The 13,553-nt window shown below is 67.7% G+C and carries 13 protein-coding genes; 7 read left to right on the forward strand and 6 right to left on the reverse strand.

The window, feature by feature from the left end; all coding sequences use genetic code 11:
* Positions 1–7 precede the first annotated feature (7 nt).
* Genes ACZ5YA_RS02530 through ACZ5YA_RS02540 form a run of 3 tightly spaced genes read right to left on the reverse strand, consistent with a single transcriptional unit; the run spans position 8 to position 2,488 of the window.
* Positions 8–610: a VOC family protein gene (locus ACZ5YA_RS02530; protein ID WP_464091967.1), complete on the reverse strand. Its 603-nt coding sequence runs from the start codon at positions 608–610 to the stop codon at positions 8–10.
* Complete coding sequence (locus ACZ5YA_RS02535) at positions 607–813, reverse strand: DUF2783 domain-containing protein (protein WP_280016397.1); 207 nt, start codon at positions 811–813, stop codon at positions 607–609. The genes ACZ5YA_RS02530 and ACZ5YA_RS02535 overlap by 4 nt, the downstream gene beginning before the upstream one ends.
* Positions 788–2,488: an FAD-dependent oxidoreductase gene (locus ACZ5YA_RS02540; RefSeq protein ID WP_464091968.1), complete on the reverse strand. Its 1,701-nt coding sequence runs from the start codon at positions 2,486–2,488 to the stop codon at positions 788–790. Before ACZ5YA_RS02540 ends, ACZ5YA_RS02535 begins: the two co-directional genes overlap by 26 nt.
* 148 nt (positions 2,489–2,636) lie before the next feature.
* Between ACZ5YA_RS02540 and ACZ5YA_RS02545 the strand changes: the two genes are divergently transcribed.
* Entirely contained in the window at positions 2,637–3,446 is an 810-nt protein-coding gene (locus ACZ5YA_RS02545; protein ID WP_118934660.1) for a helix-turn-helix transcriptional regulator, read from the forward strand.
* Between the two features lie 85 nt (positions 3,447–3,531).
* On the opposite strand, the gene ACZ5YA_RS02550 is transcribed toward ACZ5YA_RS02545, so the two are convergent.
* The gene (locus ACZ5YA_RS02550; protein WP_464091969.1) at positions 3,532–4,725 is read right to left on the reverse strand and encodes an MFS transporter; all 1,194 of its coding nucleotides are present in this window, start codon (positions 4,723–4,725) and stop codon (positions 3,532–3,534) included.
* A gap of 108 nt (positions 4,726–4,833) precedes the next feature.
* On the opposite strand from ACZ5YA_RS02550, the gene ACZ5YA_RS02555 reads away from it, so the two are divergent.
* From ACZ5YA_RS02555 to ACZ5YA_RS02565, 3 genes are all read left to right on the forward strand, one after another.
* On the forward strand, positions 4,834–5,742 hold the full coding sequence (locus ACZ5YA_RS02555; RefSeq protein ID WP_464091970.1) for a LysR family transcriptional regulator: 909 nt from the start codon (positions 4,834–4,836) through the stop codon (positions 5,740–5,742).
* A 162-nt stretch (positions 5,743–5,904) separates the two neighbouring features.
* Positions 5,905–6,090: a type II toxin-antitoxin system HicA family toxin gene (locus ACZ5YA_RS02560; RefSeq protein WP_119449491.1), complete on the forward strand. Its 186-nt coding sequence runs from the start codon at positions 5,905–5,907 to the stop codon at positions 6,088–6,090.
* Positions 6,091–6,144: 54 nt separating this feature from the next.
* Positions 6,145–6,564, forward strand: a complete 420-nt coding sequence (locus ACZ5YA_RS02565; RefSeq protein WP_464091971.1) for a type II toxin-antitoxin system HicB family antitoxin — start codon at positions 6,145–6,147, stop codon at positions 6,562–6,564.
* An 83-nt stretch (positions 6,565–6,647) separates the two neighbouring features.
* Here the strand turns inward: ACZ5YA_RS02565 and argH are convergent, their stop codons facing one another.
* The gene (argH, locus tag ACZ5YA_RS02570) at positions 6,648–8,066 is read right to left on the reverse strand and encodes an argininosuccinate lyase (protein ID WP_306632870.1); all 1,419 of its coding nucleotides are present in this window, start codon (positions 8,064–8,066) and stop codon (positions 6,648–6,650) included.
* Positions 8,067–8,203: 137 nt separating this feature from the next.
* Here argH and ACZ5YA_RS02575 point away from each other — a divergent pair, with 137 nt between their 5' ends.
* The 3 genes from ACZ5YA_RS02575 (at position 8,204) to ACZ5YA_RS02585 (ending at position 12,166) form a co-directional block, all read left to right on the forward strand.
* A complete protein-coding gene (locus ACZ5YA_RS02575; RefSeq protein WP_118934652.1) occupies positions 8,204–9,553 on the forward strand; it encodes a mechanosensitive ion channel family protein in 1,350 nt (449 codons plus the stop codon).
* 90 nt (positions 9,554–9,643) lie between these two features.
* Positions 9,644–11,701, forward strand: a complete 2,058-nt coding sequence (locus tag ACZ5YA_RS02580) for an NAD(+) synthase (protein WP_419343073.1) — start codon at positions 9,644–9,646, stop codon at positions 11,699–11,701.
* A 126-nt stretch (positions 11,702–11,827) separates the two neighbouring features.
* Positions 11,828–12,166, forward strand: a complete 339-nt coding sequence (locus ACZ5YA_RS02585; protein WP_013393295.1) for a P-II family nitrogen regulator — start codon at positions 11,828–11,830, stop codon at positions 12,164–12,166.
* A gap of 117 nt (positions 12,167–12,283) precedes the next feature.
* On the opposite strand, the gene gspF is transcribed toward ACZ5YA_RS02585, so the two are convergent.
* Positions 12,284–13,489 (reverse strand): type II secretion system inner membrane protein GspF, encoded by a 1,206-nt coding sequence (gspF, locus tag ACZ5YA_RS02590; RefSeq protein ID WP_059374497.1) that lies wholly within the window; start codon positions 13,487–13,489, stop codon positions 12,284–12,286.
* Between the last annotated feature and the right edge of the window lie 64 nt (positions 13,490–13,553).

Raw genomic sequence — 13,553 nt, forward strand, 5'->3', positions numbered from 1 at the left:
GGGCGGCTCAGCCGGCGTGGGCTTGGCGGCGCTGCTGGCTGCTGGTGCCGCTGGCGCCAGGCATCAGCCCGGCGGCCTTGTCGCGGGTCCAGGCAGCCAGGTCGTCATGGGCGCTGCGGCGTTTGCGAGCCACGTAGTCGTCCACGGGCAGGCGCAGGGTCAGTTCGAGCCGGATGCCGTTGGGGTCGAAGAAATAGATCGAGCGGATGAAGTGGTGGTCGGTCGGCCCCACCACCTCGACGCCGTGGGACAGCAGCCGCTGGCGCATCCGTTCCAGCTCGGCTTCGCCGCCGATTTCCATGGCGAAGTGGTTGACCCAGCGCGGCGTGGCAGGGTCGGGCTGGCTCAGTCCGTTGTCGCCCAGGTCGAAGAAGGCGATGTGGGAGCCGTCGGCGAATTCGAAGAACAGGTGCACGAAGGGACAGTGTTCGCCGGTGGAGGGCACGCGTTCTTCCTTGACCACATGCACCAGTGGCAGGCCCAGGATGTCTTCGTAGAAATGCCGGGTTTCCTCCGCGTCGCGGCAGCGCCAGGCGAAGTGATGCAGGCCCTGGATGGCGGGGCAGGCGGGGGGGTGTTGCAGCGTCATGGCGCCGTCTCCGTGGTTCATGGAATGTTCAAGGCGGGCGAGCCGGGCTGGATCGCCAGCATCTCGTCGACCGCCGCCTGCACCCGGGCCGCGTCGTCCACGGCTTCGATGAGCAGCAGCGACAGCCGGGCCAGGCTGTCGCGCTGGGCCGCGGGGTCGGGCACGTTGGTCAGCGCGATAAGGCGCTCGAGCAGGTCGTCAAGCTGTTGCTGGGATAGCGGCATGGCTGGCGCCTCCGGTTGAGCGGTAGAGGCCGCGGGCCTCGGGCAGGGGTTCGGGACAGGCGCCGGGGGCATCCAGCGCCGCGTTGATCCAGGCCTGCACGGCCTCGGGATCGCGCGTCTCGGGCGTGGCGGCGGCCATGACATGCTGGTCGGGGCGCAGCAGCCAGGCCTGGCCGTCCAGCGTCTGGCCGAGCTGGTGCGCCAGGGCGGCGCGTCCGCGCTCATCGCAAAGCGGGCCGACGGCGATCCAGCGCAGCAGGCCGTCGCCGTCCTCCGCGCCGGCGGGCAGGGCATCGCCGAACACCAGCACGGTGAACCAGGGGCCGAGCAGCCCATGCAGGGTCAGGCCGTCGCTTTGCCGCAGCACCACGTTGGGCAGCGCGCGCCCGGCCAGGGCGTGCGCGCCGCGCGCCAACGCCGACGCCGGATAGACGGCCGGCATGCACAGGCGGCCGGTGTTGATCATGCGGGCGGCGGTGGCGTGGCGCGGCGCCAGGTCGATGATGGCGTCGCGCCACAGCGCGGCCGAGCGGGCCGCACCCGGGTAGACGAAGCGCGAGGAACGGCGCGCCTGGCGGATGTTCTCCATCGCCGCGTGCTTGCGCTCCACGCTGTAGGTGTCCAGCAGTGAGTCGCCCGCGCGGCATTGCAGCAGCAGGGCCAGCTTCCAGCCCAGGTTGTCGGCGTCCTGGATGCCGCCGTTGCCGCCGCGCGCACCGAACGGCGCGACCAGGTGGGCCGAGTCGCCCGCGAACAGCACGCGGCCGTGGCGCAGACTGTCCAGGCATTCATGGCGGTAGGCCCAGACGCCGTGCCAGGCGATGTCGAATTCCACGCGTTCGCCCAGCAGGTCCCAGACGCGCTGGCGCATGGCCGCGTCGGTGGCCGCCTCGGCCGGGTCTTCGTCCGCACGCAGCTGGAAATCCAGCCGCCAGGTATCGTCGGCCATCTTGTGGCGCCAGACCGCGCGGCCATGGTTGCTGCGCGCGTCCAGCCAGGTCCAGCGTTCCTCCGGCCAGGTGGTGTCGCGCAGCACGATGTCGATGATGATCCAGCGGTCCTCGGTCTGGTCGTACACCCGCGGGCTGAGGCCCAGCATGCCGCGCACCGCGCTCTTGGCGCCGTCGCAGGCGACGACCCATTGCGCGCGGCACGGGTAGGGGCCGTCGGGCGTCTCCACCTGCAGCGTCGTCGGGCCGTCCGCTTGCGGTTCGATGCCGGCGACGCGGTTCAGCCAGCGCAGCTCGGCCAGCGGCTCGCGCATCAGCGCGTCCACCAGGAAGGCTTCCAGGTAGTACTGCTGCAGGTTGACGAAGCCGTTGTGGCGCATGTCGGGCTGGTCCTGCAGCGTGAAGGACGCCACCGCCATGTCGCGGCACAGCACGCGGCCCACGTTCCAGCGCACGCCCTTGCCGACCACGTCGCCGGCCATGCCGAGCCGGTCGAAGATGTCCAGCGTGCGCTGCGCCCAGACCATGCCGCGCGAGGCCAGGCCGCGTACGCCGACGGTGTTGTCGTCGTCCAGCACGACTACGGGGATGCCCCGCCGCACCAGGTCCAGCGCCAGCGTCAGCCCGGTCAATCCGGCCCCCACGACCGCCACCGGATGCGGATCGCGGCGCGGGCGGTCCATTTCCTCGGGCCTGACGTATGGATAGATGGGAAGCTCTTTCATCGTTTTCCCTAGTTCGATGTGGTTTGTTGCAGGCCCCACTCTAGGAGCGCCGCGCGGGCCCGTCATGTCCTCACGGAAGAGGACATCGCGGCGGCGGGGGATGACCTTAGAATCGGGAAAACACGCGCAAGCGGGGGAAAACGACACCATGGAAGAGACAAACAACCCTATGCCCGCGGGCGGGGGGCCGGACCGTTGGGCCGAGTCCGCCGTCATGGACCTGGGCGGTCCGATGTTCCATGCCGCGCTGCTGCTGGCACTGCGCGAAACCGTGGCCGCCGACCACGTGTCGCACGTGTTCTACGGCCAGGAAGGCTCGGTGCAGTATTCGTCGGCCGCCAGCCTGCTGAACCAGTCCCTGATCGAATGGACCACCAACGTATTCGTGGACAACGAGTTCTACCGGCGCGACCCCAATTACGGCCTGCTGCGCGACATGGCCTGCCGGCCCGGCCATCATCCCGACCTGGTCGTCCAGACCGCGTCGCCCGAACGCATCGCGGATGACGAGTACCGCCGCCTGCTGTTCGAGCGCCCGGGCTTCGCCAGCAAGATTTCGCTCATCGGCTGCCGCGACGAGGGCATCAGCTACCTGAACCTGTATTTCTCGCACGCCCATTCGCCGAACGTGGCCGAGCTGATGCGCGGGCGTGCGCCCTTGCTGATCGCGCTGGCGCGGCGCCATCACCAGTTGTGCCGCGTGCAAGCGGACGCGCCGCGCGCGCCGTCCTGGTGCAGCGGACTGTCGCTGCGCGAGATCCAGGTGGCGGACCTGCTGCGCCAGGGCCATACCGCGAAGGAAGTGGGGCGCGAACTGGGCCTGTCCCCCACCACCGTGGTCACCTACAAGAACCGCATCTTCAAGAAGAACAACGTGGCCAGCCTGAAGGAGTTCCTGATCAAGGCGCCGGCCGCATGCGCCGTGCCGGCCTGTATGCCGGAGGCGGGCAGGCGCTGAGCAACGCGCCTGCGTTCGGGGTTGCAGCCGCTGCTGCCGGGTTTCCAGCCTCCGGGCGCACGGTGGCCGCTCGCGCGATTCGGGATCAGACCTTGACGGATGGCCGCAGACGGGCGACGGCAGGAACCGCCAGGGCCGCCAGCAGCGCCACGGCCCCGGCGATATAGCCCACGCTGCCCAGCCCCCATTGCGCGATCGCCCATCCGCCCAGCATGGCGCCGGCGCCAATGCCGGCATTGGCTGCCGACACGTTCAGCGTCCCCGCCATGGCCTGTGCTTGCGGCGCGACCTGCATCACGCGCACCTGGCACACCGGATACAGGGCCGTGTTGGCGATGCTCCAGGCAGCCAGCGCCGGCAGCAGCCCGGCTGGCGTCGACGCCAGCGGCACGGCGGCCATCATGCCCAGGCCCAGCAGCAGGGTGAACGCCAGGGTCGCGGCCAGCGGATTGCGGTCGGCCGCCAGTCCGCCCAGCCAGTTGCCCGCCAGGCCCGCCGCGCCAAACCCCATCAGCCACCAACCCACCTGCGCCGGCGGCACGCCGGCGATACGTTCCAGCACATCGGCGAGATAGGTGTAGGCAGTGAACATCGCGGTGAACACCGCGACGGACAGGGCGATGTGGGCCAGCATGCGAGGGTCGCGCAGTATCCGCGCCTGCTCGCGCAGGCCCGCGCGCGGCGGGCGCGGCAAGGCCGGCATGCAGGCCCACATCAAGGCGGCCAGCGCCAGGGACAGCGCTGCCAGTCCCCAGAAACTGCCGCGCCAGCCTATGGACGCGGCCGCCAGGGTGCCTAGCGGAATGCCGAACAGCAGCGCGGCGGAAATGCCCAGGTAGACGCGCGCCACCGCCTGTCCGGCACGGCGGGGGCCGGCCAGTTGCGCCGCGGCTTCGCTGGCCGTGCCCCAGAACACCGGCAGGGCCAGCGCGGGGATGAAGCGCGCCAGCGCCAGCACCCAGATGTTGGGCGCGGCAGCGGCCAGCGCATTGGCGGCGGCGAAGACCAGCAGGATCGCGACGAACAGGCGCTTGCGCTCCACGTGCGATAGGGCCGCCGTCAGCAAGGGCCCCGACAGCATCACGGTGAACGCGAACAGGGTTACAAGCTGGCCCGCGGCGGATACGGAGATGGACAGGTCGCGGGCCAGTTCGGGCAGCAGTCCCACGATCAGGAACTCCGTGGAAACGATGACGAAGGCCGCGACGGCGAGGATGGCGATGGAAAGCGTGGCGGAGCGGGCGGGGACAGATGGCGATGCCAGGGAGGTTTCGAGCATGGATGGGTTCAAGAGCAAGACGGCCTTGAACGATATTGGAGATAGAATTTCTTATCTCAGGTATTTATTCCTTGAATTAAGGAATCTGATTCCTTAATAATCGCCGCCATGATCCCGTCCGAACGCCTGAAAGGCATCGAAGCTTTCGTCACCACCGCGGACGCGGGCAGCTTCACCGCCGCCGCTGACCGGCTCCACCTCACCGCGTCGGCGGTGGGCAAGAGCGTCGCGCGGCTGGAAGCCCGCCTGCGCACCCGCCTGTTCGAACGCAGCACCCGCCGCCTGGCGCTGACGGATGCGGGCAGCGCCTACTACCGCACCTGCGTGCGCGTACTGGCCGAATTGCAGGACGCCGAAGCGGTGCTGGCGGCGCAGCGCCAGGAACCGGCCGGCCGCCTGCGCCTGGACCTGCCCGCAACCTTTGGCCGCCGGGTCGCGCTGCCGCTGCTGTTGCAGTTCGCCAAGCGCCATCCGTTGTTGCGGGCGCAAGTGTCGTTCACGGACCGTCATGTGGATCTGGCCGCCGAAGGCATAGACGTGGCCGTGCGCATCGGCGGGCCGCAGCAGTGGGCGCCCGGCCTGGGCCATCGTTACCTGGGTTCGGAGAGCGTGATTTTCTGCGCTTCGCCACAATACCTGGCGCAACGCGGCACGCCGCTCACCGCCGACGACCTGGCGCAGCATGACGCGGTGGCCTACGGCCGCGCGGACGGGGAGCCGCCGGTGTGGCGCATCGCGCAGGACGCCGGACCCGCCAGCCTGCGGCCGATCGACGGCGTGATGCTGCTTGACAGCGCCGAAGCCCAGGTCGACGCCGTCGCCGCCGGCTTCGGCATCGCGCAACTGGCGACCTGGCTGGCGGCCGACGCTTTGCGCGATGGGCGGGTGGTCGAAGTGCTGCCGCAATTGGCCACCGAAGGCCTGCCGTTGCACCTGGCGTGGCCGCTGGGCAAGCAGTTGTTGCCCAAGGTGGATGCGGTGGTGGAGATGCTGGGGGAGTCGCTCAGTATCGTCTAGCGGGTGGCCGCAATATCGTTCGGTCCGAGAAAGTGACACCTCTACGCCGCGTTGTCCCTACGTCTTCTACGCTCATAGCGGGAGGAGAACGGCTCAAGTAAACACTTCTGTTTATTTATTCAACATTTTTGTTTATGCTCAATCAAGCCGTGGCCATTGCTCATGAAGTACAGCGAGTTCAAGAGATGGCTGGAACGACAAGGGGCAGTGTTTGTGCCGCACAAGTCAGGCAGCAGCCATTACCGGGTTACCTTGAACGGCGTGACCACGATCTTTCCACATCACGGGTCCAAGGAAATGGGCAAGCATCTGGAAAGCGAAATCAAGAAACAGCTCGGTTTGAAATGACGCCTGCGTCACGCGGACAGCCTTGCCTGGCACATTCATAAGACGGAAGCCCGAATGCTGACCTATCCCTATACCCTGACTCGCGACTCCAACGATACGTGGCTAGTCCGGTTTCGCGATATTCCAGAAGCGCTAACCGTAGGGCAGGACGTCGATGAAGCGGCGATCAACGCCGAAGAGGCGCTCGAAGCTGCGCTGGAGATCTACTTCGAGGCGCGCCGCCCCATTCCCATGCCCTCCAAGCCTGCCAAGGGTCAGGCGTCAGTAACCTTGCCCGCCTTGGTCACCAGCAAGGTCTTTCTGTCGAACGAGATGATTCTTCAGGGGGTGCGCAAGGCCGAGTTGGCGAGGCGCATGGGGGTTCACATGCCGCAAGTGGACCGCTTGCTCAACGTGCGGCACGCATCCCGGATCGAGCAAGTCGAATCTGCCCTTGGGCAGCTAGGGCGCCGTCTGGACGTGTCGATTGCCTGAGGCTGGCACACCTGCAAGTCCCGCGCTCCAATGAAAATCGGCCCCGATAACGGGGCCGATCATCTTGCATCGAAAAGCCAGGCTTATTCCGCCGTTTCCTGCAGCACGCGGCGGGCTTCCTCGGCCACGCGCTCGGGGGCGGTGCCGCCCACGTGCTTGCGGGCCGCGACCGAGCCTTCCAGGGTCAGGACCTGGTGCACGTCGTCGCCGATGCTGGCGTGGTAGGCCTTGAGTTCGTCCAGCGACAGGTCGGCCAGGTCGCAGCCGCGCTGTTCGCAGTCGCGCACGGCGTGGGCCACGACTTCGTGGGCGTCGCGGAACGGCACGCCGCGCTTGACCAGGTAGTCGGCCAGGTCGGTGGCGGTGGCGAAGCCCTGCAGGGCGGCGGCGCGCATGTTGTCGGCCTTGACCTTGATGCCGCCGGCCATGTCCGCGAAGATCGTCAGCGTGTCGCGCACGGTGTCGACGGTGTCGAACAGGCCTTCCTTGTCTTCCTGGTTGTCCTTGTTGTAGGCCAGGGGCTGGCCTTTCATCAGGGTCAGCAGGGCGACCAGGTGGCCGTTGACGCGGCCGGTCTTGCCGCGGGCCAGCTCGGGCACGTCGGGGTTCTTTTTCTGCGGCATGATCGAGCTGCCGGTGCAGAAGCGGTCGGCCAGGTCGATGAAGCCCACGCGCGGGCTCATCCAGAGCACCAGCTCTTCGGACAGGCGCGAGACGTGCGTCATGATCAGCGCGCCGGCGGCGCAGAATTCGATGGCGAAGTCGCGGTCGGACACGGCGTCCAGCGAATTGCGGCACACGCCGTCAAAGCCCAGGGTCTTGGCGACGCGCTCGCGGTCGATCGGGTAGGACGTGCCGGCCAGGGCGGCGGCGCCCAGCGGCAAGCGGTTCACGCGGCGGCGGCAGTCGGCCAGGCGCTCGGCGTCGCGGCCGAACATTTCGGCATAGGCCATCAGATGATGGCCAAAGGTGACGGGCTGGGCGACTTGCAGGTGCGTGAAGCCGGGCATGATGGTGCCGGCGTTGTCCAGCGCCACCGTGGCCAGGGCGTGGCGCAGCTGGCGCAGCAGGTCCAGCAGGTTGTCGATTTCGGCGCGCAGCCACAGGCGGATGTCGGTGGCGACCTGGTCGTTACGCGAACGGCCGGTGTGCAGGCGCTTGCCCGCGTCGCCCACCAGTTCCACCAGGCGCTTTTCGATGTTCAGGTGCACGTCTTCGAGGTCGAGCAGCCATTGGAAGCTGCCGGCGTCGATTTCGGACAGGATCTGCGTCATGCCGCGCTGGATGTCGGCCAGGTCCTGGGCGCCGATGATGCCCTGGGCGGCCAGCATGTCCGCGTGCGCGAGCGAACCTTGAATGTCGTAGCGCGCCAGGCGCTTGTCGAAATCCACGGACGCCGTATAGCGCTTGACGAGTTCGGAAACCGGTTCCGAGAACCGGGCGGACCAGGCCTGCGCCTTGTTGGCGAACTGGTTTTGATCGGGGGAGGGAGTGTTTGCCATGATGGACAGAATTATAGGGCCTGGCGCGCAAGGCCGGCGGCGCCGGGCGCGGGTCCCGCGGGCGGCGAACCCTCCGGCCTGGCCTTTGTCGGATAATCCTGGATTAGTTTCAAGACCTTAGAGCAGGAAGAGAGTCTATGCCCCTGGAATGGGAAGAACTGGTCACCCAATTGGATACCCATCTGCCGCGCGAAGCCTGGGCGCAGACCTTGATCGGGATCGGCGCGCTGATCCTGGCCGCGTTGTTCGTGCAGTGGGTGGTGGCGCGGGTCGTGCTGCTGCTGGCGCACCGCGTGCTGGTGCTGAGCGGCCGCGGCGACTGGGACAAGGCCCTGCAACGCCGCCGCGCCTACCAGAACCTCTGGTATGCGGTGCCGTTCGCGGTGGTGTCGCTGGGTATAGATCTGGTGCCGCATGTCGAGCGGGCGGTGACCATCGTCGGGCGGCTGGCGCATGCCGGCGCCTGGATCTGCGTGTTCATGGCGTTTTCCGGGGTGCTGAGCGCCTGGCAGGATACCTATTCCGCCACCACCCGGGCGCAGACCCGCTCCATCAAGGGCTATATCCAGATCGGCAAGCTGATCCTGATGGCGGTATGCACCGTTTTGGTGCTTTCCATCCTGATCGACCGCTCGCCGCTCTGGATGATTTCCGGCCTGGGCGCGCTGTCCGCCGTGCTGCTGCTGGTGTTCAAGGACACGCTGCTGTCGCTGGTGGCCAGCACCCAGCTGACCAGCAACGACATGCTGCGCATCGGCGACTGGATCGAAATGCCGCAGTCCAACGCCGACGGCTTCGTCAAGGACATCGCGCTGCACACGGTCAAGGTGCAGAACTGGGACAACACCGTCACCACGGTGCCCACCTACAAGCTGTTCTCGGAGAGCTACCGCAACTACCGCCACATGTTCGAATCGGGCGGACGGCGCATCAAGCGCACCGTCCGCATCGACTCGGCCAGCGTGCGCTTCCTGACCGACGACGAGGCGCAGCGGCTGATGCGTTTTCGCCTCTTGCACGACTACCTGCAGGCCAAGACCCACGATATCGCCCAGGCCAACCAGACCATGGGCGAACTGGCCAGCGTGCCGGCCAACCGCCGCCGCCTGACCAATATCGGCACCTTGCGCGCCTATGCGCTGGCCTACCTGAAGCAGAATCCCGAGGTCCGCCAGGACATGGCGATGATGGTGCGCATGATGGAGCCCACCTCCGAGGGCATCCCGGTCGAGGTCTATTGCTTTACCGCCGTCACCGCCTGGGTCGAGTACGAGCGCATCCAGGGCGACATCTTCGACCATCTGCTGGCCATCCTGCCCGAACTGGGCCTGCGCCTGTACCAGCAGCCGTCCGGCGCCGACATCGGCGCGATGGGCGTCCACCTGCGCGAAGGCGCCTTGCAGGCTGCGCTGGCCGGTGAAGGCGGCCGTCCGGGCCTGGCCGCGCCGTCGGAACGCGGACTGACCGACGAGAAGATGCCGCGCTAGCGGACAGCGGGCGCGGCAAGGCGCCGGGGCGGGGCCGGCGGGTGGCCCCGTGAGATAATCCAGGCGTTGAAATCCCAGGCGATAGACCCGATGTCGAACCCGTTCTTCAACCTGTATTCCCACGGCTTTGCCCGGGTGGCCGTCGGCGTGCCCGAATGCAAGGTCGCGGACCCCGCGTTCAATGCCGCCCAGACCATCGCGCTGGCGCAGCAGGCCGCCCAGGGCGGCGCGGTGCTGGCGGCGTTTCCCGAGCTGGGCCTGTCCGCCTATACCTGCGACGACCTGTTCCACCAGAAGGCCTTGCTGGACGAATGCGAGGCCGCGCTGGCCCAGGTGGTGGCGGCAACCGCGGAAATGGACATCGCCGTCGTGGTCGGCGCGCCGCTGCGCGTGGCCCACCAGCTGTTCAATTGCGCCGTGGTCGCCGCCGGCGGCCGCGTGCTGGGCGTGGTGCCCAAGAGCTACCTGCCCAACTACGGCGAATTCTACGAAGCGCGCCAGTTCAGCGCCGGGGATTGCGCAGCCGTGTCCGAGATCAGCCTGCTGGGGCAGACCGTGCCGTTCGGCTCCGAGCTGGTCTTCCAGATGGAAAAGCTGCCGCTGTTCCAGTTCCACGTCGAAATCTGCGAAGACGTCTGGGTGCCGATCCCGCCGTCTTCCTACGCCGCGCTGGCGGGCGCCACCGTGTTGGTGAACCTGTCGGCCTCCAATATCGTGGTCGGCAAGTCCGAATACCGCCACCAACTGGTGGCGCAGCAGTCGGCGCGCTGCCTGTCGGCCTACATGTACACCTCCGCCGGGCGGGGCGAGTCCTCCACCGACATGGCCTGGGACGGCCAGGCGCTGATCTACGAAAACGGCGAACTGCTGGGCGAATCCGAACGTTTCCTCGGTCATTCCCATCTGCTGTTCGCGGACGTGGACCTCGAACGCCTGTCGCGCGAACGCATGCGCCAGACCACCTTCGGCCAGTCCGTGCGCCGCCATCAGGACGAAGTCCGCAAGTTCCGCAGTGTGGCAGTGCCCGTGAATCCGCCGCTGGAAGACGCCGAGCTGCCGCTGGAGCGGCGCGTGGCGCGCTTTCCCTATGTGCCGGCCGACCCGCAGCGCCGCGATGCCCGCTGCAAGGAGGTCTACAGCATCCAGGTGCAGGCCCTGGTCCAGCGCCTGTCGGCCAGCCGCATGTCCAAGGTCGTCATCGGCATTTCCGGCGGGCTGGATTCCACCCATGCGCTGCTGGTCTGCGCCAAGGCCATGGACGCGCTGGACCTGCCGCGCGCCAACATCCTGGCCGTCACCATGCCGGGCTTTGCCACCAGCTCGCGCACGCTGCAGCAGGCGCGCAAGCTGATGGAGGTGGTGGGGTGCACGGCTTCCGAGATCGACATCCGGCCCAGCTGCCTGCAGATGCTCAAGGATCTGGGCCATCCTTATGCCGACGGCAAGCCGGTCTATGACATCACCTTCGAGAACGTGCAGGCCGGCGAACGCACCAACCACCTGTTCCGCATCGCGAATTTCAACAACGCCATCGTCATCGGCACAGGCGACCTGAGCGAGCTGGCCCTGGGCTGGTGCACCTACGGCGTGGGCGACCACATGTCGCACTACAGCGTCAACGCCAGCGTACCCAAGACGCTCATCACCCACCTGGTGCGCTGGGTCGCCGAATCCGGCCGCCTGGGCGAGGAGGGGGCGCAGGTGCTGCTGGACGTGCTGGGCACCGACGTCAGTCCCGAACTGGTGCCGGGCGGAGCCGACGACAAGCCGGTGCAGAAGAGCGAAGACTCCATCGGCCCCTACGAACTGCAGGACTTCAACCTGTACTACACGCTGCGCTACGGCTTTGCGCCGACCAAGGTGGCTTTCCTGGCGCTGGCGGCCTGGCGCGACCGCGAGGCCGGCGCCTGGCCCGAGGGCGGCCACGTGGCCCGCAACCAGTACGATCTGGCGGCCATCAAGCGCAACCTTAAGATTTTCCTGGACCGTTTCTTCCGCCTCAGCCAGTTCAAGCGCACCTGCGTGCCCAACGCGCCCAAGGTCGGCTCCGGCGGTTCGCTGTCGCCGCGCGGCGACTGGCGCGCGCCCAGCGACTCCGAGTCGGCGGTGTGGATGCGCGACGCCGAACGCATTCCCGACGAGGCCTGACCGGGATTTCCCGCCCAAGGGGGACCCGGCGTCCGGGTCCCCGCGGGTGGTATTCTCTTATCCGATGCGCCCTGCAGCCATATCTAGCCAGGGCGCCGCAACAGATCAAAACCCAGGACGACCAACGTGAAACAAGTCACCGCCATCATCAAACCCTTCAAGCTCGACGAAGTCCGCGAAGCGCTGGCCGAAGTCGGCGTCAGCGGCCTGACCGTTACCGAAGTCAAGGGTTTCGGCCGCCAGAAAGGCCATACCGAGCTTTACCGCGGCGCCGAGTACGTGGTGGACTTCCTGCCCAAGATCCGCGTGGAAGTGGTGCTGCCCGACAGCCAGGTCGAAGCCGCCATCGAGGCCGTGGTCAAGGCTGCCCGCACCGGCAAGATCGGCGACGGCAAGATCTTTGTCACTCCGGTCGAACAGGCCATCCGCATCCGCACGGGCGAGAGCGACGAAGAGGCGCTATAAGTTCCACGGGACTTGCGGCTGGCCGGATCCGCCGGCGGCCGCGAGACCGCGGCAGGATGTTGCGGGCTTGGCGCGGCGAGGATCCTGCCGCACCAAGCCCGCAACGCATTTTCCGGCCTAGCGGATGAGCTGGTTCATCTCCAAGATCGGGCTCATCACCGCCAGCACGATCAGCAGCACGAATCCCCCCATCAGCAATATCAGCGCCGGTTCCAGCAGCGCCGTCATGGCCATGGCGCGCCGCTCCAGATCGCGCGACAGGTTCTGCGCGCCGCGGTCCAGCAGTTCAGGCAGGCGGCCGGTCTTCTCGCCGCTGGCGATCAGATGCACCAGCAGCGAAGGAAACACCTTTTGCGCGCCCAAGGATGCCGATAGCGACGCGCCTTCGCGCACGCGCGCCGAGGCTTCGTCCACGGCCTGGCGCAGCACATCGTTGCCCAGGGTGCGGCGCGCCGCCTCCAGGGCCGTCAGCAACGCCACGCCGCTGCCCGAGAGGATCGCCAGCGTGGACGCGAAGCGCGCGGCATTCACGCCCAGTACGAAGCGCCCGGCCAAGGGCAGCTTCAGCACGCGCGCATGCCAGGCGCGCCGCGCGGCGGGCGCGCGCAACGCGTAGCGCCACAGCGCAACTGCGGCCGCCAGCGCCGCGCCGGTCGCGACGCCCCATTCGCGCACGTAGTCCGACAGCGCCAGCATGATGCGCGTCAGGAGCGGCAGCTCCTGCTTGGCCTGGCTGAACGCCGACACCACCTGCGGCACCACATAGCCCAGCAGGAAGATCACGATGATCACCGACACGCAGGCCACCACCGCCGGATAGATGAACGCGGTCAGCACCTTGCTGCGCAAGGCGTTGCGCTCCTCGATGTAGTCCGCCAGCTTCTCCATCACTTGCGCGAGATCGCCCGATTCTTCGCCGGCGCCGATCAGCGCGCGGTAGATCTCCGGGAAGTCGCGCGGCCGCGCGGCCAGGGCGGTCGACAGCTTGTGGCCCGCGCGCACATCGTCGCGCACGCCGCCCAGCGTAGCGGCGATGTGTTTTTTCTCGGCCTGCTCCAGCGTGGCGCTCAGGGCCGCGTCCAGCGGCAGGCTCGCGGCCAGCAGGCTGGCGAGCTGGCGGGTGAGCCAGGCCAGATCCGCATCCGACAGGCGCGTGCGCAGCGATGCGCCGAAGCCTTCGGCGCGCGCCGCGAGGGACGTGGACAGCGGCAGCAGGCCGCGGCCGCGCAGCTGGTTGCGGGCGCCGCGTTCGCTGTCGGCGTCGATCGTGCCGCGCACGATCTTCCCCAACGCGTCGGTGGCTTCGTAACGGAAGGAAGGCATCTGGAAAGCATGGCCAGCGCGCATGAAAAAAACGCGCAAAGCCCCGAATTTAAAGGGTTTCAAG

It is taken from the genome of Achromobacter sp. JCM 18799 (assembly GCF_055395645.1).